29 protein-coding genes are annotated in these 20,896 nt (G+C 49.5%); 16 read left to right on the top strand and 13 right to left on the bottom strand.

Annotated features, from left to right (window positions below; genetic code table 11):
- Positions 1–13: 13 nt before the first annotated feature.
- Positions 14–679 (bottom strand): DUF6445 family protein, encoded by a 666-nt coding sequence (locus PP769_RS15765; RefSeq protein ID WP_312641862.1) that lies wholly within the window; start codon positions 677–679, stop codon positions 14–16.
- Between the two features lie 233 nt (positions 680–912).
- On the opposite strand from PP769_RS15765, the gene PP769_RS15760 reads away from it, so the two are divergent.
- Positions 913–1,653, top strand: coding sequence for a HalD/BesD family halogenase (locus PP769_RS15760; RefSeq protein ID WP_312641860.1), 741 nt, complete (start codon positions 913–915; stop codon positions 1,651–1,653).
- Positions 1,654–1,674: 21 nt separating this feature from the next.
- On the opposite strand, the gene PP769_RS15755 is transcribed toward PP769_RS15760, so the two are convergent.
- The gene (locus tag PP769_RS15755) at positions 1,675–2,454 is read right to left on the bottom strand and encodes a Stp1/IreP family PP2C-type Ser/Thr phosphatase (RefSeq protein ID WP_312641858.1); all 780 of its coding nucleotides are present in this window, start codon (positions 2,452–2,454) and stop codon (positions 1,675–1,677) included.
- Positions 2,451–3,224, bottom strand: a complete 774-nt coding sequence (locus PP769_RS15750) for a ribonuclease H-like domain-containing protein (protein WP_312641856.1) — start codon at positions 3,222–3,224, stop codon at positions 2,451–2,453. The genes PP769_RS15755 and PP769_RS15750 overlap by 4 nt, the downstream gene beginning before the upstream one ends.
- A gap of 137 nt (positions 3,225–3,361) precedes the next feature.
- Between PP769_RS15750 and PP769_RS15745 the strand changes: the two genes are divergently transcribed.
- The 15 genes from PP769_RS15745 (at position 3,362) to PP769_RS15675 (ending at position 14,120) form a co-directional block, all read left to right on the top strand.
- Positions 3,362–3,730 (top strand): cyclophilin-like fold protein, encoded by a 369-nt coding sequence (locus PP769_RS15745; RefSeq protein WP_312641854.1) that lies wholly within the window; start codon positions 3,362–3,364, stop codon positions 3,728–3,730.
- Positions 3,730–4,011: a DUF507 family protein gene (locus PP769_RS15740; protein WP_312641852.1), complete on the top strand. Its 282-nt coding sequence runs from the start codon at positions 3,730–3,732 to the stop codon at positions 4,009–4,011. Before PP769_RS15745 ends, PP769_RS15740 begins: the two co-directional genes overlap by 1 nt.
- Positions 4,012–4,057: 46 nt before the next feature.
- A complete protein-coding gene (locus tag PP769_RS15735; RefSeq protein ID WP_312641850.1) occupies positions 4,058–4,345 on the top strand; it encodes a DUF507 family protein in 288 nt (95 codons plus the stop codon).
- 103 nt (positions 4,346–4,448) lie between these two features.
- Positions 4,449–4,715 carry a hypothetical protein gene (locus PP769_RS15730; RefSeq protein WP_312641848.1) on the top strand — a complete coding sequence of 89 codons (267 nt, stop codon included), beginning with the start codon at positions 4,449–4,451 and terminating at the stop codon, positions 4,713–4,715.
- 29 nt (positions 4,716–4,744) lie between these two features.
- Entirely contained in the window at positions 4,745–5,620 is an 876-nt protein-coding gene (locus PP769_RS15725; protein ID WP_312641846.1) for a hypothetical protein, read from the top strand.
- Positions 5,621–5,732: 112 nt separating this feature from the next.
- Positions 5,733–7,112: a DNA repair protein RadA gene (gene radA / locus PP769_RS15720; RefSeq protein WP_312641843.1), complete on the top strand. Its 1,380-nt coding sequence runs from the start codon at positions 5,733–5,735 to the stop codon at positions 7,110–7,112.
- Between the two features lie 27 nt (positions 7,113–7,139).
- Entirely contained in the window at positions 7,140–7,925 is a 786-nt protein-coding gene (locus PP769_RS15715) for a hypothetical protein (protein ID WP_312641841.1), read from the top strand.
- Between the two features lie 51 nt (positions 7,926–7,976).
- A complete protein-coding gene (tsaB, locus tag PP769_RS15710) occupies positions 7,977–8,672 on the top strand; it encodes a tRNA (adenosine(37)-N6)-threonylcarbamoyltransferase complex dimerization subunit type 1 TsaB (protein ID WP_312641839.1) in 696 nt (231 codons plus the stop codon).
- A 44-nt stretch (positions 8,673–8,716) separates the two neighbouring features.
- Entirely contained in the window at positions 8,717–9,271 is a 555-nt protein-coding gene (gene rimI / locus PP769_RS15705; protein WP_312641837.1) for a ribosomal protein S18-alanine N-acetyltransferase, read from the top strand.
- A 46-nt stretch (positions 9,272–9,317) separates the two neighbouring features.
- Positions 9,318–9,563, top strand: a complete 246-nt coding sequence (locus tag PP769_RS15700) for a DUF465 domain-containing protein (RefSeq protein WP_312641835.1) — start codon at positions 9,318–9,320, stop codon at positions 9,561–9,563.
- A gap of 38 nt (positions 9,564–9,601) precedes the next feature.
- Positions 9,602–10,402, top strand: coding sequence for a twin-arginine translocase subunit TatC (gene tatC, locus PP769_RS15695; RefSeq protein WP_312641833.1), 801 nt, complete (start codon positions 9,602–9,604; stop codon positions 10,400–10,402).
- Positions 10,386–11,528 (top strand): ligand-binding sensor domain-containing protein, encoded by a 1,143-nt coding sequence (locus PP769_RS15690; protein WP_312641831.1) that lies wholly within the window; start codon positions 10,386–10,388, stop codon positions 11,526–11,528. The genes tatC and PP769_RS15690 overlap by 17 nt, the downstream gene beginning before the upstream one ends.
- A 23-nt stretch (positions 11,529–11,551) precedes the next feature.
- The gene (locus PP769_RS15685; RefSeq protein WP_312641829.1) at positions 11,552–12,076 is read left to right on the top strand and encodes a peptidylprolyl isomerase; all 525 of its coding nucleotides are present in this window, start codon (positions 11,552–11,554) and stop codon (positions 12,074–12,076) included.
- Complete coding sequence (locus tag PP769_RS15680) at positions 12,069–12,749, top strand: hypothetical protein (protein ID WP_312641827.1); 681 nt, start codon at positions 12,069–12,071, stop codon at positions 12,747–12,749. The genes PP769_RS15685 and PP769_RS15680 overlap by 8 nt, the downstream gene beginning before the upstream one ends.
- A 171-nt stretch (positions 12,750–12,920) precedes the next feature.
- Positions 12,921–14,120, top strand: coding sequence for an XRE family transcriptional regulator (locus PP769_RS15675; RefSeq protein WP_312641825.1), 1,200 nt, complete (start codon positions 12,921–12,923; stop codon positions 14,118–14,120).
- A gap of 172 nt (positions 14,121–14,292) precedes the next feature.
- Here PP769_RS15675 and PP769_RS15670 read toward each other — a convergent pair whose 3' ends face one another.
- From PP769_RS15670 to PP769_RS15625, 10 genes are all read right to left on the bottom strand, one after another.
- Positions 14,293–14,643, bottom strand: a complete 351-nt coding sequence (locus tag PP769_RS15670; protein WP_312641823.1) for a hypothetical protein — start codon at positions 14,641–14,643, stop codon at positions 14,293–14,295.
- 106 nt (positions 14,644–14,749) lie between these two features.
- Positions 14,750–15,259, bottom strand: a complete 510-nt coding sequence (locus PP769_RS15665) for a M67 family metallopeptidase (protein WP_312641820.1) — start codon at positions 15,257–15,259, stop codon at positions 14,750–14,752.
- Between the two features lie 4 nt (positions 15,260–15,263).
- Positions 15,264–16,064, bottom strand: a complete 801-nt coding sequence (moeB, locus tag PP769_RS15660; protein WP_312641819.1) for a molybdopterin-synthase adenylyltransferase MoeB — start codon at positions 16,062–16,064, stop codon at positions 15,264–15,266.
- Between the two features lie 14 nt (positions 16,065–16,078).
- Positions 16,079–16,321, bottom strand: coding sequence for an NIL domain-containing protein (locus tag PP769_RS15655; protein WP_312641817.1), 243 nt, complete (start codon positions 16,319–16,321; stop codon positions 16,079–16,081).
- Positions 16,318–16,593: a ubiquitin-like small modifier protein 1 gene (locus PP769_RS15650; RefSeq protein ID WP_312641811.1), complete on the bottom strand. Its 276-nt coding sequence runs from the start codon at positions 16,591–16,593 to the stop codon at positions 16,318–16,320. Before PP769_RS15650 ends, PP769_RS15655 begins: the two co-directional genes overlap by 4 nt.
- Positions 16,590–17,828: a threonine synthase gene (gene thrC, locus PP769_RS15645; protein ID WP_312641809.1), complete on the bottom strand. Its 1,239-nt coding sequence runs from the start codon at positions 17,826–17,828 to the stop codon at positions 16,590–16,592. The genes PP769_RS15650 and thrC overlap by 4 nt, the downstream gene beginning before the upstream one ends.
- 31 nt (positions 17,829–17,859) lie before the next feature.
- Positions 17,860–18,690 carry a HesA/MoeB/ThiF family protein gene (locus tag PP769_RS15640; RefSeq protein ID WP_312641808.1) on the bottom strand — a complete coding sequence of 277 codons (831 nt, stop codon included), beginning with the start codon at positions 18,688–18,690 and terminating at the stop codon, positions 17,860–17,862.
- A gap of 218 nt (positions 18,691–18,908) precedes the next feature.
- Entirely contained in the window at positions 18,909–19,838 is a 930-nt protein-coding gene (gene cysK, locus PP769_RS15635) for a cysteine synthase A (protein ID WP_312641805.1), read from the bottom strand.
- Positions 19,835–20,035, bottom strand: a complete 201-nt coding sequence (gene thiS, locus PP769_RS15630) for a sulfur carrier protein ThiS (RefSeq protein ID WP_312641803.1) — start codon at positions 20,033–20,035, stop codon at positions 19,835–19,837. Before thiS ends, cysK begins: the two co-directional genes overlap by 4 nt.
- 84 nt (positions 20,036–20,119) lie before the next feature.
- Entirely contained in the window at positions 20,120–20,854 is a 735-nt protein-coding gene (locus tag PP769_RS15625; protein WP_312641800.1) for an SIR2 family NAD-dependent protein deacylase, read from the bottom strand.
- Positions 20,855–20,896: the final 42 nt, after the last annotated feature.

Below are 20,896 nucleotides of genomic sequence, written 5' to 3'. Positions count from 1 at the left end.
AGAATTGTCAAGATCAGGTTTTCCAAAAAAACACCACAGCCATTCGTTTTGAAGCTAACGCATGGTCCCAGCCAAAATACCCTGTTGCAGAATGGATGAGATCCGATTTATAGGCTACTAGGCGGTTAAAGACATACGGGACCTCTAGGATTTCTTTGAACATGGTAGGATCCATTTCCTGTGATAACCCAGGCACTTCGCTAAGACTTTCATAATCTTTTGGGCAATAGTTGCCGTCTGCTGGTTCTCCGGGGAGATGCAACCGGTAAAAGGATGTGCCGCAATGTGATGTGGGTGGGCTTGGATGGAGGTAGAGGACGGCGGCGTAATCACAAATTCTGGCAGAATCGACATGTGGGCGAGCGACCCCCTCAGCTCCTCCGCATATCTGAATGTGATTGTGTCCGGAAAGTCCTGTCGCGTTATGCGATTGGGGAGTGAGGGTGGGAATACCTAAATGTGCGGTCACGTAGCTTTCCACGGTGCGCAGTTCATCGGGAGTCAGAGCTCCAGGAGCTCGCATGCCGGGCCAGGGTTCCGGGCGCCAGGGGGATCCCAAGGTCCAGGTTGGAATGGCCATACATCGTTGGGCAATCTCTAATGCGTTGGGAAGGGCCTGATCCTGAATCCAATAATCCTGGCCATGAATTAAATCGCGATAGGGGAGTCGGTTCTTCATGGATAGAGGCCAGACAGAGTGTTTGATCAGAGGAGAAAGTTGTGAGACGACTTGGAAATTCGTGGATGAAAATGGGCACCATAAAACGTCAGTCAGGGTGAGGTCAAGCGGATGTATTGTTTGATAGCCTGGTGAGAATGTGAAGGTTGTCATGATAAGCTATGATTAATGACGACATTGAAAAAAGGATAGACGGAAAGTTTGGCGTCCGAAGGGATGAAGGAGAGTGACTAATGCTCAATCCAGCGGTGTCCGAAATTGATCAATTGTTGAATGAGACACTTCAGGTCATCAAGGTTGAGGAGGCCACGCGTCACTATTGGGAGCAGGGTGAGTTCTTGGCTTTAGAGCATTTGTTCCCTACTCAGGTTGTTCAGGAATTTATGCGGGAAGTAGAGCGCGTGCGGCCCCAAATCAATCGAAACTTTATACCAGGGCATAAAAAGGGGGGAAGTGTCAGTTTTTATCTTCTGCAGCAGTCGGCTCCCGCCATTCTTGCGTTCTATCACCACCAGGGATGGATCGACTTCTTGAGCCGAATTGCCGGGGTTCCGTTAATGCTGTGCCCCGAAGAGGATCCCCATTCCTGTGCACTGTATTTTTACACCGAGGCTGGAGATCATATCGGGTATCATTATGATACCTCGTATTATAAGGGCGATCGGTTTACGGTTTTATTAGGATTGCAGGATCAATCAAGCAGTCGATTGGTCTGTCGTTTACATACTAAAGAACAGGGTCGAGAGGTTAAAGAATTATCCCTCCTGACTGACCCAGGCACATTTATTTTTTTTAACGGCGATAAATTGCATCATGCCGTTACGCCGCTGGGGGCTGGAGAAGAGCGGATTGTGCTCACACTTCAATACGTCACCAACCCGTCAATGGGTCTGGCCCAACGTTGGTTTTCGAATATGAAAGATGCAGTGGGATATTTTGGATGGTCGGCCATGTTTCGAAAACCCCACCGTTAAAAACATTCTCCACGTCCCTCCTCAGTGCAAACCAATTAACAGGACCGTTGTATTGTCTTCTCCACCTAATCGGTTGGCTGTATCCACAAGTGTTCGGCATATTGCTTCGGCCTGTGGGGCTTTCTGGCCGATAATAGTTTGAATCTCCTCATCAGTCAGCATTTTTGTGAGTCCGTCTGAACACATCAGAATGAGATCTAACGGCTCAAGCGGGTAGGTCCGAATGGTAGGTCGTAACTCAGGATCAATTCCAAGGGCTTTGGTCAACACATGCCGAAGGGGGTGAGTGCGAACCTGTTTGGCTGTAATGAGGTTCAGGGCCAACCGTTCCTCCATAAGGGTGTGATCTTTTGTCCAGAGCGAAAGTGTGCCCTGCCTAAAGAGATAGGCGCGGCTGTCGCCGGCATGTGCCACGCTTGCCTGGTATCCTGTAGGAGAATGCGTGATGGCGACCACGATAGTGGTTGTTCCCATTCCTTTCAGGGATTCGTCCTCTGCTGCTGCCTGTCGAATACGTTGATTGGCGGATTCAAGAGCTTGATCCAGCAGCGATTCTAACTTGTCAGGTTGAACGTAGAGAGAGGTTTCAGTCGAGAGTTGGGTTCGAACAACTTCGGGAATGGCTTTGACCGCAATCTGGCTGGCGACCTCACCCCCGGCATGTCCGCCCATCCCATCTGCCAACACCCACAATTGTAGGGAATTTTCGAGTGAAAAGGCATCCTGGTTCAGTTTTCTAACCAGACCAAGGTCTGTCAGTCCGACGCCGGTCCATTTGTCAGAGCGTTGCGCGGATGTCATAGGGAAGCAATTTTTTCAGGGAGTCCATGACGTTGGACCAGACGGCTGTAAATAAGGTCGGCCAAAGGCTTCAGGTTTTTGCAATCTGCCTCATTGTATTGGATGAGTACATCTCTAGAGTACGATTGTCCGAGTTGCCACTCTCCCCACAGACGAACCGCATCCCACCCCGTCAATCCTTCCAGCAAAGTCGGGCGATAACAGCCTATTTCGGTCTCAATTGCCTTCAGCCCACCTTTTAATCCGAGACGTCTGGCCGCAAAACACAAGTCAATATGGGGATGATCCAGTCTCAAGTCTGGATATTTGGCCTTCAGAAAGGGCAAGTCGAAGCCTGAGCCGAAGAAGGTCACGAGAAGATCGTACGAGGCAAATTCCGCCTGCAAGCGTTCACCGGTTAAGTTTTCTCCCTGAATCAACGTGGTCATGCGACCTTTTCCGAAAATACCCACCACCGTAATCTCGCCATCGGGTAATGGGATTCCGTTTGTCTCTATATCCAGAAACGCTGCCTGAGATCGAAAATTAGGATAAAGACGCCAGTGGTCGCGTGCTTTCAGGATGCGGGTAAAAAAACGGGAATTCTGTGCCTTCCACTGTTTTTGTGCTTCCAGAATGTCTTCATCGTATTGGGCTTTTCGAAACGGGGAAATGCGGGGAGCGATGGGTTTCTCGAGGAAAGTGTCCCATGTGCCAATGCCATCTTCCCACCAGAGGCGTTCAGTGGATTCTCCAATGCCGGGTAAAAAAAGAAATGTGGATTGTAACATGAGTCTTAACGCGAAGAGAGCTTAATTCTAACCTTGATTTCACCAAGAGGACAAGCTACATTCGAAGCAATCTTGAGATCTTCTTCCATTCGTAGCATAAGCGAGTATATATGGAATTCCGTCCACAGAAAATTAAAATGACCATCGGTGGGATCCAGGTCATTGCACAACTTAAACCGAATCGAACCGCACAGGCTGTGGTCGATGCTCTTCCTATTGAGGTCCCCGTGAACCAGTGGGGAGAAGAGTTTTATTGCAACATGCCGGGGGTCAAAGACTATCGAGAAGTTGCCACCACTCAGGTAAAAGTTGGCGATGTGGCTTTTTGGGGCATGGGGGGGATGTTGGCGGTCTTTTTTGGACGCACTCCCATGAGCCTCGGAGATGATCCGGTTCCTGCTGATCGGGTGAACGTCATTGGAAAAGTGATAGGTGATCCGAAAGTGTTGAGGGAGGCCACAGGGGCGTCCCTTATGAGAGTGGAACAGCTTCCTGAAGGAATCTGATGCGACTCAATAAAGTTCGCGTACATCATATGGCCGTCTCAGTCATTGAACGATTACAGTCGAGTGGATTATTACAAATTCAAGGAAAACCGGATGTGGTGATTCAGAAATTGGAAGCAGCCATTCTATCCGAGTTGCAGGTGGAAGATCGTTTGAATGCGGATGTCCGGGAGATGTTGAAACAGTTTGAACGAGAGTTTGCAGAAGGTCGAGCGGATTATCAGAAAATGTTTACGATGGTGAAACAAAAGCTCATCAAAGAACGCGGGGTCATTTTATAGGGTATATGGCAGAATAGACTTTGAATGCCGTAGGACTGAATTGCAAATGAATACCCCCATTCTCAGCGACGAAAAGCAAACGCATCTTGCGCATGTCATTCTGACTAGTGTCACCGACATGCCCGAGGCCAAGATGATTGGCGATTCCGCTCATGCTCTTCGTGAAGTGAAGCGCGTGCTGGCCGAGCACATGAAAGCAGAGGAGGAGCTGGTTCAAAAAGTGCGGAGTCGATTACAATCATATGCACGGCCGATTCCAGAAGGTTCCCAAGAGTGGGATGTCCTTTATCAAAAAACCTACCAGGAAGAATTACGTAAGCGGAACTTAACCTGAAGAACTCCTCTTTGCACCCATCCAGATTTCTTGCTTTTCTGCGAGTGTGCCGTCAACCATTTTATCGTGCAGATACTAATCCCTGGAACTCTCTTGAGGGCCAATGGTATGGTTTGTGAAGGGTACTCTCGTGAATGATCGTGAAAAGACCATGCATGCTCTTGGAGCCGCCACCCTCTCCATTTTACCGGGCATCGGTCATCTGTACTTAGGTGTCAAACGCGGGAATATTTTCCTGGTCTGTGGGATTCTTTTATTGATTATCTCCAAATTTTTCTGGCCGACAGGTTGGCTAATTTATATGCAATTTGCCATTCTGGCGGGCTTCGATGCGTTTGCATTTGGTAAGCGCGGAAGAGGATTATTTTAACCATCTGCCAGCCACATGGAGACCGTAGAATGAAGCAAGGCGATCGTCCTCTGACGAGGTTAGTGAGGTTGGTGATGCTGGATTGGGGGTTGAGAATATTGGTGACCGTGATTGGGCTAAATGCTTCACTGGCTCAGGCGGCAAATTTGTCGGTGACTGATTTGCTAACATCTCCCGGGAAGCCTATTCAATTACAGGCACGTTTAACCAATCCCGAGGCAGAAGGGGAGATTGGTTTGCCGGACCAGCCCTTGGAATTTATTGTGCATGGCCGGACGGTTGGTCAGGCGAATACCGACGCGCACGGGTGGGCTCGGGTCGACTTTACTCCTAGTATGCGGGGGAATTTGTCAATCATTGTGAAGGTGGTGACACCCTCCAAAACCGAAGCCATCCAAGGGAAAGGGGTCCTCCTATCCTGGGAACGTCGTCGTCCAATATTGCTAATTGATTTGGCGGTGTTAGTGGAAGGAGAGCTGGTCATGGATCCGCCTCCGGCTGAACTTTATGAGGATCCGGGCCTCATATTAGGAGATGCCCATCCGGCAGCAGCGGCAGAATTGGGCAAGCTCGCGCAATTTTATTACAACCTTGTGTATCTGGACTTGACCGGGCGAGGGCATCTTGAACATATTCAGGATTGGTTGCGCGAGCACCAGTTCCCTCCAGGAATGATTAGAATCCTTCCGAAGACGCCAACGGCATTGACCGAAGTCATACACGATCTGAAAACAGAGGGTTGGGAAAAAGTGAGTGGTGGTATCGGGCGCACGGCAGATTTTGCGGAAGTACTCGTTCAAAATCGCTTGCAAACTGTGATTTTACCGCTACCACAGACCAATGGTCGGTTTCCACGCCGGGCCATTATCCTCAATGATTGGTCTCGTATCCGACGGCATCTTTGATGGAGACAGTTAGCAAAAAGCCGGTCGACGTACGGTCCAACGATCGGATGTGGAATTTGGGAATGCTATATGATTTTTTAATAATCAAACCGATCGTGGGGAAGACGTCTTAGTGAAGGCAGCACGACCCAAAACCCGTTTTGTGTGTCAGGAATGTGGATATCAAGGTGTCCGTTGGAGCGGCCGGTGTCCGGAGTGTGCGCAATGGAATTCCTTACGGGAGGAGGTTGATCGAGACCTTTCAACCCTTCAACAGCGAAGTGTCGCCGAGGGAACACCAGAGGCTGTCCCAATCAGCTCTATTGTGCAGACTCAGGAGTTTCGTCTTCAGGCTGGTATTGCAGAATTGAATCGAGTGCTTGGTGGGGGAGTGGTTCCGGGATCGGTTATCTTGATTGGAGGCGATCCGGGAATTGGTAAAACGACTCTCTTGCTCCAAACCCTGGCCTCCCTCGGAACGGCCAAACAGGTCGGGTTGTATGTATCGGGAGAAGAATCACCTCAGCAAATTAAGATGCGGGCGGATCGTATAGGCATTCAATCCCCTAATCTGTATGTGGCTGCTGCCACCTCCCTGGAAGAAATTTTTAAAGTGGCTGAGCAGATGAATCCCGGTGTCATTGTTGTGGATTCCATTCAAACGGTTTTTACCCAGGAACTCACATCCGCGCCAGGTAGTGTCAGCCAGGTTCAGGAGGTTGGCTGCCGCCTGATGTGGTATGCCAAGCGGACGCATATCCCCATCTTTATTATAGGGCATGTGACGAAGGAAGGCGTGATTGCCGGGCCAAGGCTTCTGGAACATATTGTCGATACGGTGTTGTATTTTGAAGGAGACAAAGGCCAGAGCTATCGAATTCTTCGAGCCGTGAAAAACCGCTTCGGGCCGACCAATGAAATCGGGGTTTTTGAAATGAAGGATGAGGGGCTGACCGAAGTTGGGAATCCCTCCGAACTGTTTTTAACGGGACGAATTGGACATGGTGCCGGAACTATTGTGGTGTCGAGCGTAGAAGGGTCTCGGCCCTTATTGGTTGAGTTGCAGGCTCTGGTCGCGGAGACCACCTATCCTATGCCGAAACGTATGGCCAAGGGAGTGGAAGTGAATCGGGTGTCCTTGCTGTTGGCGGTTCTAGAAAAACGATTGGGGTTGCACTTTACCGGGTACGATGTGTACGTGAACGTGGTAGGTGGCCTTCGGATTGATGAGCCGACAGTTGACGTGGGCATTGTATGTGCGGTGCTTTCCAGCTTTCGGGAGTTAGCGTTGGACCCCAGATTGGTCGTGATGGGCGAGGTCGGGTTGGGCGGAGAGGTCCGGCCGGTGCAACATGCGGACTTACGTATTCGTGAGGCAATGAAATTAGGGTTTCAACGCTGCGTGGTTCCTGAGCCGAATCTTCACCAATGGAAACCTGTGGCTGGCATGGAAGTCGTTGGGATTCGTGACATTGGGGATATTTGGGAAACGGTTGTGAGTCCTGCCTCATAAACGGCGTGATCAATCGGATTTTTTATAATGAATGCTGTCAGTCGCTGGTTCTTGTTGCCCCTGATGTTCCTTGTCGGATGCGGCGGAATGTTTCAAGGATCATTACAACTGCTTGAGGACGAGGCGGACCGACAGGAGGTATTCCAAGCCTTACGTCAAAAAGAATTGACGATTCGCACCCTTCGAGGTCTATTCCAGGCGTCCATCTCTGGTTCTGGAGTGCCGCTTTCCCAAAACGTTCTTGGCACAGTTTCGTATGCGCATCCCGATATCTTGGATCTGAAAACCTTTATCCGTATGGGTGTTCCCGTGATGAATTTTCATCGCAGGGGCAACGAATATGAACTGTATTTATCCGGTGAAGACAAGGTGGTCACCGGAAGAGTAGATGAACCGCAGGAGCGTTCACCCTGGGATCAGACTGTGATGCTGAGCCTTCGTGCTTTGGATGCCATGTTGGGTAAAGTCTCGGGGGTAGTCGGTGAGGAGGCTCGCGTATGGAAAAATAACGAACACTATCGCATTGATCTGGCTGCCAACTCATCCTCATCTACCTCATCTCAGGATGATTTCACCGTACGGACCTGGGTGGATGCCCAGACCTTGGATCTGACGTCGATTGAATACCGACGCTCGTTCGATGACATTGTGGTGTTTGTAGAATGTGAAGATTATCGAGAGGTGAAAGTCACCACGGGCGAAGTAAGCGCTCCGGTTCGATTGCCGTTTCTGGTTCGGGCGACAGACTATCGACCCAGCGGAGGATCCATTACCCTGCACTTCCAGGAGTTTATCGTCAATGCGGCCTCGTAGTTATCCTTTTGTGTCAAGCGACCACTAATTGGTAAGTCAGGATCCATCACTATGTTGTTTTTAGCTCTAGAATCTGCCACCTCCCATCAAAGTGTGGCCGTATTTCGGGACCAACAGCTGTTGGCCAGTCTGGCCTGTGAGTCGGGGCAGCCTTTGACCCCGCAACTCATCCCAATCATCGATCAACTGTTATCCTCGGTCTCTTTGCAGTTATCAAATCTTGAAGGCTTGGTAGTGTCCATAGGACCGGGGACCTTCACCGGATTACGGGTGGGATTGGCGACGATGACGGCCTTCCGGCTGGCTTTACAGATTCCTTTGGTTGGGGTTTCCACACTCGAAGGGCTTGCCTGGAATCATCCTGTTACCGAGCTCCCTCTGCTCAGCACTATTGGTATTCGGCAGGGGATTGTGTATTGGGCACTATTCCGATGGGAGAATCACCAGATGGTGTGCGTGAAAGAGGCACAAATTGGGGACATCATTGAGGTCTGTAGCGGTCTGACCGAGCCGACCGTTGTGCTCGGAGATGGGTGGATGCAGAACCGGACGACTCTCCTGTCAAAAGAATTCTCTCTTGTCGAAGCTTCTCCTGATGAGCAATGGCCATCAGCCAAAGGAATTGGCATGGCAGGACGGGTCCTGCTGGCACGAGGGGCTCTCCTTCCTTTAGGCTGCACCCCACATTATATTCAGCCATCGTATGCAGAAATATCGAAAACGAAAAGCTTGGATCCCATCGGGTGAGAGTTGTTGGGTACCTGTTTCTGTAAGATCAGAGGAGTAGAAGCATGGACACAAATGACCCCGTCGTGGAAAGTGAACTATCACTCAATGAGGGTATTCGATTGGCCACATTGGCTGATTTGGACGCATTGGTGAGTCTGGAAGAGTCCTGCTTTTCTGTCCCCTGGTCGAAAAAAAGTTTTGAAGCCGAATTGCAAGGGAATGCCTTTAGCCGCATTCTTGTCATTCCAGGTCCAAAGGAACATCAGGAAATTCCCTTTTTGGCCTATTGCTGCGTGTGGGTGATTTTTGAAGAAACCCGCTTTTTAAATCTGGCGGTTCACCCTCTTTTCCGTGGACAGGGATTGGCTAAGCAGTTAATTTTACAAGCTTTATGCATCGGGAGTGCTCAGGGATGTTGTCGGGGGATGTTAGAGGTTCGGAACTCCAATCAGGTGGCGAAACGTCTCTATGAGAGCTTTGGATTTAAGGAATATGGCAGAAGAAGTTCCTACTATACGAATCCAAATGAGGATGCTATCCTTATGATTCTGGAGCCTCTGTTCAAGCCCAAATCTGATAAAAATGATCTCCTGGGAATCCCGGCCGAATGTAAATAAGTACGGTCACCAGTTCAACATTCACTACTAACACAGGAGGGCACCGATGGTGACGGACGAACAAATCGCCGAAAATTTGCGGGCATCCAATGTGGAATATCAGGAGTTGGAGGAATCCCATCACCGGTTGGATCTGGAGCTTCAGCAGTTATTGAAACACCATGTGTTGACTCCTCAGGAAGAGATTCTTAAAAAACATTTACAGAAGGAAAAGCTTGGCAAAAAAGATCGAATGGCCGCTCTGATTCGTGAACATCGTGCCTCATGTGATAATGCCAAAACACCTGGATAATCCGAACGGCTGCTTCGCACTTTAAGTCCCACTTTCTAATGGCTGCTTTTTCCCCTACCATGGCCATGAATGCGGTGGTGCATCCCCTTCAGCGCCACATTCGTGATATAAAACGCCGGTTACTGATCGTGGGAGCCACGATCATGGTGTTTTTTGTTATAGCATTTTCCTACTCCTCTATTCTCATCGATTGGTTCAAACGGCCCTTTGAAGATGATCTGATTTTTTACGCTCCGGCAGAGGCATTATTTGCCTCCATAAAAATTTCTTTTATGGCGGCGGTGATTGCCAGTGTCCCTATCATTCTGTACCAATTTTGGAAATTTATTGAGCCGGCGTTGCTTCAGAAAGAGCAACGATGGGCCGTGCCGCTTTTCTTCCTCGGGTTGGGGTTTTTCCTTCTGGGGTTGGGCTTTTGCAATATGGTAATCCTACCGTTGGTCATCAATTTTTTTGTCACGTTTGGCATGGATCGAGCCATTACTCCAGAATTAGCTGTCGGCACCTATGTCGATTTTAACGTCAAATTTCTTCTGGCGTTCGGCTTTGCGTTTGAAATTCCACTGGTGCTTTCTCTTTTGGCCCGCGTGGGTGTCATTCAATCATCTGTCCTCATTAGGTTCCGAAAGCATGCGGCTCTGGTGGCGTTGATTCTTTCTGCGGTGATCACCCCTGATGCGACAATGTTCACCATGCTATTAATGGCTGTCCCGTTGATCATTTTATATGAAATCGGCATTTGGGGGGCAAAGGTCTTTGGGCGTGCTCCTCTGCCGGCGGGGGAGAAGTGTGAAGCGACTGAGGAGGGAGAGGCACCCGACCATGCAGCAAAAGGTTAAACGGATTAGCCCCGTTCACCAATCGACCCGAATGCCAAGACCTTTATGGAACTGTCTTGTGGGCACAGTGGCTTCGTTCTGGCTTATGGGGTTTTCTGGAATTGGAGAAAGTCATTCTCTAACATCTCCGCTGTTTTCCGTCTCGAATATTCCGTCTCTTCATCCGGATGATTCCCAAAACACCCAAAAAGGATTTTCCCCCAGTATTCAAACCCTCGTGGTGACCCCGGACGGAGTCGTCTATGCAGGATCATTTGGAATGGGGCTATTTCGGAGCCAGGATAAGGGGAAATCCTGGGAACCGTTGAATCGAGGCTTGACTGATCCTTTCTTGTTGTGTTTGGCCGTGATTCCTGGGAAGCATATCTATGCCGGGACAATGCGTGGTGGAATATATCGGCTTGAACTCAAGGGGACGACGTGGGAGTCTATTGGAACCGGATTACATGAGTCGGAAGTCAAATCATTTTTGGTTCACCAGGATGTCGTGTATGCGGGAACAGGAACCGGGGTGTATCGGTGGGTTGAAGCCGAGAAACAGTGGGTTACAGTCGGAGCCGGACTGGATCGGATTCTGGTTCCGGGCCTTGCCATCATGGATGATGGCAAGCTGTTAGCGGCGACTTCAGGTAAAGGCCTCTTTCATCTGGAGACTCAACAATCTTCTCCTTCTACATGGGTGGACTCCCAGTCCATATTTGTCGATCCACGGGAGCGTTTGCCGCATCGCTATCTTCGGGTCATTGCCGTCAATGAGGCGCAACACATTTTTTTAGGGACACAGGATGGGGGGATTTTCACGAGTACGGATCGCGGCCATTCCTGGTCCTCCCTCAGTCGGAATCTTCCCAACGATTCAATCAGAAGTATTGTCCCTGATCAGAAAGATGTCATTGTGGCAACCGGAAATGGAATTTTTCGTTGGAAAAATGATCAGCAAAAATGGATGGACATGAATACCGGGTTGACCAATCTGGCTATTCAAAGTCTCACGATATCGAATGCCGGGGAGTTATATGCCGGAACCAGTAGCGGAGCATTTCGGAGTCAAGACGGGGGTGCGCATTGGACGAATATTAGCCAGGGATTGGGTATCCAGTTGGTTCCCAAAGGCCCTTATGAATAAATCGGTGCAACGGAAAGGACGGGATGATGAGCGACGCAACTCATGAAGGTCAGACAATCACTATTCACACCCAGGTGAACGGCGAGCCCTGGGGGGATATCCACTTAAAGCTTTTTCCGGATGTCGCGCCTAACCATGTACAGAATATGTTGAAATTAGCCAAGGAGAAGTTTTATGACGGCACGACATTTCATCGGGTGATTCCCAACTTTATGATTCAGGGAGGAGATCCCAATAGTAAGGATCACGATCGGTCACGCCATGGAATGGGTGGTCCAGGCCATCGCGTCAATGCGGAATTTAGCTCAAAGCCTCATAAACGCGGAACGCTATCGATGGCGAGATCACAAGATCCCAATAGCGCGGGCTCCCAGTTTTTTATTTGTGTGGCGGATTCCAGTTTTTTGGATGGTCAATATACGGTGTTTGGTGAGGTGGTGAGTGGTATGGAGACAGTCGATCGAATCGTCAGTGCCAAGCGGGATGCTAACGATAATCCTCTTGAACGAATTGAAATGACCATGAGTGTCTCTGAAGCGAATGCCTAAGACGTGGCGCGGCGTCTGGTTTTGTTGCCTGCTTATTGGATGGCTATTCGCGGGATGTGTTGCTCCCCCATTTTATTCCTACCTGGTCTATGAAAATCCCACATCTTTTGTTCGGCTTGAGGTCTCCCCATGGGTGGATCCTGATGTTCCTCAGACTTTGAACGAGCATCCCGCTACCATGTCTCGCCGCCAGATGATCGAGGCCCTGAGCGGATTACGGGTGCGCGAGTATCGTTCCGGCCCCATTCGCTGGATTCGTGGCCTCGCGGATCCTGAGCCGGCTTTCAATAAAGAAGAAATTGATTTATTGGTGCCACGATTGCTGGAGGGTTTAGGATTAGCTGTTCCCCAGGAACTGGTCACGTTTTACATCAGTCATCCGGTGAACGCTACGAAACGGGAGGTGACCTCCGGAGGGATGTATGTCAGAGATGGGCATCTCCACGTCATCATCAGTAATCACCGTACTAATTATGAAATTCCCCCTGCAGGGCTGATCTATGATCGGCGGTATCCACTGTTTTCTCTTGCTCCACTTGACGTGGATTTACTTTATGAGACAGAAGAGGCGGTTCTGCCGAAAAAGAAAAACTTTTGGGACGCTATTTTTGGAGACGAACATAGCGGCGAAATTGTTCTCAATCTTTCCCGATTGTCGATGATGAAAATGTAAGGATGAGTTCCTAAGGTGACCGGTATGGGATGAAAGGGGCGGGACTGTCAATTACGAGTCCTTTAGCAATGGGGTTGGGATTAGGGAGGAGCAAGAATGCTTAAGGTGTTTTGAGCAGGTCATAATGACCAGCGGGTATCCTCCTTGATATTCCCTTAAAACAGTACGATCATGAAAAAAATGGGTATTAAAAGTTCACAAAACTCACGCCAGGCAAAGGTCTCGCCTCGCGAATCCGTGTGTAACCGCTTACGGGATAGAAGAAAAAAACAGGGAATCTCCCAGGCAGAATTAGCGGTCCTTGTTGGCCTGACGCGACAAGCAGTCTACGCCATAGAAGCCAATCAATATTTGCCAAGCACACACATTGCCCTACGGTTCGCACGTGCGTTGAAGTGCCGGGTTGAGGATCTTTTTATCCTTGCAGATCAGGACGAAATTGTTGAAGCTGAGTTCATTGGTGGGACAACGCCATTGGGTCAGCCGACACGGGTGAAGCTGTCATACGTTGGAGCGCGGATATTGGCCAGACCGATGGCCGAACTGGGCGATGTGTTGAATTTTGTGATGCCGGCTGATGGAGTCATTCAGGAACAGGGAAAGAAATCTTCCAGCGGAAAAAGACCCTCTGTGCGGGTTCAATTACTGAATTCCTTGGACGTGATCAAAAAAGGAATTCTTATTGCCGGGTGTGACCCGGCGTTATTTCTCGCCGGCGAGCATGTCCGCAAGATTAATAATCTGGCAGGAATTACGAATTGGACCATGGGTAGCGCGAATGCGCTCCGTGCTCTTCAACGGGATGAAGTGCACATGGCGGGGTTGCATCTTGTGGATGTGAAATCCGGGCAAAGTAACGTTCCTTATCTAAAACGCCATATTCCTGGCCATGATTTTGTCGGTGTGCGCTTTGCTTCTTGGGTACAAGGGGTGTTGATATACCCGGGAAATCCCAAACACATTGGTGGTGTAGATGACTTTGGCCAGTCGGGACTGCGTCTCGTCAATCGGGAATTGGGAGCCGGAGCGAGGTTTCTTTTGGATGCTCTGCTTCAGAAATCAGGATTAACTGGAGACCAGTTACTAGGGTATGAGCACGAAGTGCCGTCTCATCTCGAGGTCGCTCGCCTGATTCGAGATGGTATGGCGGACGTGGGCATCGGAGTGGAAGCCGCAGCTCGTCATTATGGTCTTGGCTTCATTCCGCTTCGCGAAGAACAGTATGACTTAATTATGCGCAGAGAATTTCTTAAATCCCACCCTGTCATGTCTCAATTTCTTGATGCAATGGTCAGTCAACCATTCAGGCGGGAAATCGAATCGCTGGGGGGATACACGGTGACGGAAATCGGAAAAATTCTTCATTGGTAAATCTGGGTCTCTCCCGATATCCCTGGTATGTCGGGAGTCACGGCCAATGGCGATACGTTCTACTGGCGGAACGCTGTCAAGAACAATTCAGCTGCGTTTTGGCGCATAGAAACAATAAAGATCAGCTGAGGTCGGTGGAAGTAGGGGGGAGAATTGTGCCGTTAAGAAAGTCTTAAGGACTGCAGGTTTTGCCATTGAATACTTTACAGGATGAACCACTTCTGGCTAATTTCCAGGATTTAACCAATGGCGGGGCGTTATCTGATCGCATTTCGACGATTACGTCGATGATATCTCCTACATCCAATGTCTTCAGTTGAATCTTTGCCGCTTCATCAACTTGAACCCATTGAATGCCGGAATCGGTCGTAATTAAAAATACCCCTTTGTCCGATTCAATTTTCATAATAGGGCTGTTGAACTTCTGGAGTGAGGTCGAAGCTTCGGCAAACACCTGTGATCCAGGTTGAAAAAATACAATCAACCCTAGCAGAAAACCTAACAGGTGATGGGGGATTGGCATAATTTTCTCCTCTTGTTGCTTTGAGAAGCCTTTATCATTATCTCAATATTCTTGGTTGGAAGTCTATGGCCTTTCCAATAAAAATTGCTGGCATGATTGGTCGGACTTAGGGCAAGGTGTTGATGGGAATTTCGGTGGCTTTGGACTCCTGGATTTTATAGGCTCGGACTACGGGCTGATCCGTATGCTCTAAGGAAATAATCAAGTGAAACGGTTCCGGGAGGTGGAGTTTGGTCCGGTAGCTTTCAAATTCCATGGCAATGGTGATATCCGTTTGAGAGGGTCTAGCCGGACTAAAGGTGTGGGAATGGTAAAAACCTAACAGATCAAGGTTTTTTGAACGAATGTCCCGCTGAGCCATGGCCATTTCTCTGGCATCCATTTGAAAGGCAATATCCGCTCGCTCCTCCGGTGATAAGCGTTGCAGGTCGGTTAATTTGGCTGGGTCAAAACGTGTAAGATCCTGTTCTGATAACGCAGCCAGAATATTGGTAATGCGATAGTCCTCGGCGATGGTATTTTCGGTTCCTGAGAGAATGCCGCAACATTCATGAGGAGCTAACTCCCGGGCATGAACAATCATATTGTTGATGATGCTGGACGGAATGGCAAGCATGGACCTAGATACTACAGGAGACTTCCTGTTCAACAAGTTTGGTGATAGTGGGATGTGGTCCACAAAGAGGACAGTCTGGAGATTTTGGGCGACCAACCTTTCTGAATGTCATATCCAGGGCATCGTAGAGAAGAAGATGTTTGGCCAAACTTTCTCCGAGACCAAGGACTTCTTTAATGGCTTCATTGGCTTGCAAAACACCAATGGTCCCGGCTAACACGCCTAACACCCCGGCTTCTTGACAATTTGGCACAAGGCCGGGGGGTGGAGGCTCTGGATATAAACAGCGATAACAGGGAAATCCTTCATGGGGCTTAATGGTGGCTAATTGCCCTTCAAATCGAAAAATGCTACCTGAAATCAGTGTCCTTTTTGCAAAGAAACAGGCATCATTAACGAGAAACCGTGTGGAAAAATTGTCTGATCCGTCCAATATGATGTCATAGGCTTCAATTAAGGACAGGATATTGGTGGCGCTTACATGTTCGGGATACAGCTTGAGTGTGGTTTCAGGATTGAGGGCTGACAATAATGTTCCGCCGGATTCAACCTTTGAAACACCTATCCGGTCGGTTGTATGCAAAATTTGCCGTTGAAGATTGGATAAGTCCACGACATCGCCGTCAGTCAGACCTAAGGTTCCTATTCCGGCCGCAGCCAGATACAGAGCTGCGGGAGAACCAAGTCCTCCTGCTCCAATCACCAGGATTTTGGCATCCTGTAACTTTTTCTGTCCTTTGCCGCCCACTTCCGACAGAATGATCTGACGGCTGTAACGCTGGATTTGAGATTCAGTAAATTCCATAAGAAGCGAAATCCTTATTCAACGACGTTCAGTTCAATCGGATCAACCATACAGCCTTTTTGACGAAGACCCTGAATAGCCCGGTCAATTTCATCAGTTTCTCCAGAAAATTCCACATCCATCCATCCGGTCGTCTCACGGACATCGGCCCGTCGAATGCTGGGTACGACCTGGTATTCCTGTCCGATTTCATACAGGATGGGAGAAGGAATTTTATCTTCGGGATACCGAATGTGAAAGCGTAGTTTGGCCATCATGAACCTCCTGCGATTGCGGGGATGATGGAGACTTCATCTCCGTCCTTCAGTGGGGTATCCTTGCCGGTCAAAAATCGAATATCTTCTTCGTTGACATAGATATTGATGAACCGCCGTACCTCTCCCTGTTCATCATAAACTCGTTCCTTAATGCCGGGATGGGCAGACCCCAAATTGTCAATAATTTCAGACACCGTGTTCCCTGCTATTTCCACCTCACTTTTTCCTCCGGTCATGGGGCGCAAGGGAGTGGGAATTCTGACCTTAATCATGCTGACTCCTCTATGGCAAAAGTCTTAATAAAGTGACTGAGACTGGGTGGGATGCGAAATGGGCGTCCAACGGAATCGACAACCGCTTCCTGAGTTTTCAGTCCGTTACCGGTAATGTAGGCCACAGTCACATCATTTTTTTGAATGCGCCCTTGTTTTACCAATTTGCGAAGGACGCCGATAGTGACTCCTCCGGCGGTTTCAGCAAAAATTCCTTCCGTTTGAGCCAGAAGTTTAATGCTCTCTACTATTTCATCATCGGTGACGGCCTCCATGGCCCCCTGGCTTTCCGCGGCGGTTTTTAATGCATAGTATCCATCCGCCGGATTGCCGATGGCCAGTGATTTGGCGATGGTGTGTGGCTTCACCGGTTTAAAAAAATCCCGATTCTCACGAAATGCCGTGGCAATGGGGGAGCAGCCCTCTGCTTGCGCCCCGTTTACCTTGGTCTTCACCGAATCCACCAGGCCCAACTTCTCAAATTCTTTGAGGCCTTTCCAAATTTTCGTGAGCAAGGATCCCGAAGCCATGGGCACTACGACCTGATCCGGAGCCCGCCACCCTAATTGCTCGACCGTTTCAAAGGCCAAGGTTTTCGAGCCTTCAGCATAATAGGGGCGGATATTGATATTGACGAATGCCCAGTGGCGTTCTCCCGCGATTTCGCTGCAGAGTCGATTGACATCATCATAGTTTCCTTCAATTTCCACGACATTGGGACGATAAATCAAATTCCCCAGCACCTTCGCAGCTTCCAGGTCGCCGGGAATGAACACATAGCATTTCATCCCTGCGGAGGCTGCATGAGCCGACACTGAATTTGCCAGATTGCCGGTTGAAGCGCAGGCGACTGTTTCAAATCCCAGTTCTCTGGCTCGAGTTAAGGCGATGGCTACCACGCGATCTTTAAACGACAGCGTCGGATGATTGACGCAATCATTTTTTATGTACAGGTTGTCCAGGCCGAGAAAGGCCCCAAGGTTTTTGGCATGAACCAGCGGGGTAAATCCGGCATGAAGACCGATGAAATTCGTGCCTTCCACGGGGAGGAGGTCCACATATCGCCAAAGGCTGTGAGGGCCGGATGCAATCTTTTCACGCGACATGACCTGTTTGATGGCGGCATAATCGTATTTGACTTCCAGTGGCCCAAAGCATAATTCGCATACATGAATATCCTGGGTAGGATATTCTTTTCCGCACTCCCGACACACCAGAGCTTGCATTTTTTTCATAGCATCATCCTCCCCTCTTAACCGGTGGGGTTTATCCGTTGGTTAGCGTTGTAGCCGATGGTTGAAGTTGGCACGCCTCTTGTTCATAGTCGATGAGTTCCGTCAACGAAGGATTTGGGCCGCAAAGTGCACAGGAAGGATTCCGTTTGACGCGAATTTCCCGAAACGCGGTGGTGCGTGCGTCAAAATCCAGGATGCGGTTCGTCAATGGCGTTCCAATGTTGAGGATGAGTTTCATGGCCTCTGTGGCCTGAATGGTTCCAATTATTCCCGCAACGACTCCGATGATTCCGGCCTCCTGGCAAGTAGGAACCACGCCGGCGGGCGGCGGATTTTTGAAAATACAACGATAGCAGGCGGATTGATTGGGAATAATCGTGAAGACCCGTCCTTCGAACCGGAGGATTCCGCCATGGACGAGGGGCTTATTCTCCATATAACAGGCGTCATTGATCAAAAATTTGGCCGGGAAGTTGTCGACGCCATCGATAACGATATCGTATTGGCTGATCAGGTCTCGAGCATTGCGAGACGTCAATCGCTCTTCATGCATGTTGACCTGAACATCAGGGTTTAACGCCAGAATTTTTTCCTTGGCCGAAAGTACCTTGGACCGTCCTACATCCGGAGTATGGTGAAGGATTTGTCGTTGGAGGTTGGAAAGATCCACCACATCGCTATCAATCAATCCAATGGTACCAATGCCGGCTGCGGCAAGGTAATAGGCGACAGGGCATCCCAGACCTCCAGCTCCAACAATAAAGACTTTGGCTTGTGATAATTTTTTTTGTCCCTTGCCGCCCATTTCGGGTAATAAAATGTGTCGGCTATAACGGGTAATCTGATCTTCTGTGAAACTCATATGATCTCTGACCTTTTACGGTGTATGGGGTCTTCCCCATATTAGAGGAGAATGAGGCGTGTTGATATTCAAAAATAATTCTTGGCCATGAGAATTTTTCTCAGAAAGCCGATATGCTCTGGCATAACTTAAATTTTCTTATCTTGCTTGAGAGAGGGATGTTGTGTGCTCCTCTCATCTCGGCTCTTCCTTCATGGAAAGGGTTCAGTGAAAATCCGCTAAATATTGAAATATTTCTCAATGCTCAGATATCGTTCACCTGTATCGCAAAGAATCGTCACCACATTCTTATGCGGCCCTAAGGATTCTGCGACCTTTTGAGCGGCAAACACATTGGCCCCAGCAGATATTCCCACCAGGAGCCCTTCCTTTCTGGCGAGTTGCTTCGTGGTTTGGTAAGCCTCTTCATCAGTCACAGTCATAATTTCATCAATGAGTGAGCGATTCAGCACCTTGGGAACGAAGCCTGCGCCGATCCCTTGGATTCTGTGTGGTCCGGGTTCTCCTCCGGATAAAACGGGAGAGCCGGCTGGCTCTAGCGCAATCACCTTGACCGAGGGATTTTTTTCTTTAAACAATTCTCCGCAGCCGGTAATTGTTCCGCCGGTGCCCACTGCAGCCACAAATGCATCCACCTTGCCATCCAATGCCTCCCAGATTTCCAACGCCGTGGTCTTACGATGCATGGCTGGATTGGCCGGATTAGAAAACTGGTTGGGCATGAAGTATTCGGGATTTTGGTCCAAAATACTCTCTGCTTCTTTAATTGATCCACGCATCCCTTCCCGAGCAGGAGTCAATACCAATTGCGCGCCATACGAGGAGAGCAGGCTGGCCCGTTCCAGGCTCATCCCTTCCGGCATGACAAGGATCAGTTTGTAACCCCGAACGGCAGACACCAAGGCTAATCCAATGCCGGTATTGCCGCTGGTCGGTTCCACTATGGTGCCGCCCGGCTTGAGCAGTCCCTTTTGCTCTGCCTCATCAATCATATTGAGGCAGATGCGGTCTTTCACGCTGCCGCCGGGATTGTAAAATTCCGCCTTCCCATAAATTGTGGCTCCGCCTGGAGGGGAAAGCCGGTTTAATCGTACTAACGGAGTATGCCCAATGCCATCCGTAATATTCCGAAGAAATCCGGCACTCACGCGCCACCGCCCATGAAAAACAAAAACTCTAGTTTATCGCCATCTTTAATGGAGGTGGTTCCTAGTTGCTCCTGATCAACCATCTGCGTATTCAGTTCTACCGCGACGAGTTGCGGGTCAATGTCTTTGGTTTTCAAGACGTCTAGCACCGTCGAAACCTCCAGGGTTTCAGGTTTACCATTGATCGTCAATTGCATACCGTGCTCCAAACGTAAGTACTGGGAATCCCTAAACAAAAAAACGTAACAAACCCCCACGAAGGGAGTCAAGAAATGGCGCGATTAGGTGACTTCGCACAACAGCGGCACCAGGTCTTTGGCACGGCCTTGAAAGGCTACGTCCACAACAGAGGAGTTTGGCGTCGGGTCCAAATTCAGCTCGACCACTAATGCGCCACCGTCTTTGGCAATGGAAGCAAAGGATGCAGCCGGATAGACCACGCCTGACGTGCCAATAATCAGAAGGATATCACAAGTTCGCAATGCCTGATAACTGCGGTTCATATCTTCCTGATCCAATGATTCTCCAAACCACACAATATGAGGACGTAATAACCCCGAACAGTCCGTGCAGAGGGGTGGATAGACCAAAGGCAGGTCGCGGTTCGGCGAAATCCGGTTGCATTGCGTACAACGCACTTTCCAGATGTTGCCATGGATTTCGGAAAGACGTTGCGAGCCGGCCAGGGCATGAAGTCCATCGACGTTCTGCGTGATGAGCCAAAAGTGTTCATTCCGTCGTTCCAATTCAACGAGGGTTTTGTGTGCCGCATTCGGGTGTTTGGTTGCGACCAATTCACGCCGCCAGTTATACCACTCCCAAACAAGTTTCGGGTCCCGGGCAAAGGCCTCGGGTGATGCCAGTTCTTCCGGCCGGTAATTTTTCCACAAGCCTTCGGGTCCGCGAAAAGTCGGCACGCCGCTATCCGCGGAAATTCCCGCACCGGTAAGGACCGTGACCGACCGGGCTTTGGTAAGACGGTCACGCACATCAAGAATCGTCAGAGCACTAGGCATAACCTAAATCCAATTTCAGAGTGAGAGAGACAGACGCCATGT

It is taken from the genome of Candidatus Nitrospira allomarina (assembly GCF_032050975.1).
GTDB classification, from domain to species: Bacteria; Nitrospirota; Nitrospiria; order Nitrospirales; family UBA8639; genus Nitrospira_E; species Nitrospira_E allomarina.
The sequence above is the reverse complement of the archived record's forward strand: the minus strand, read 5'-3'. Positions and strand labels throughout refer to the sequence as shown.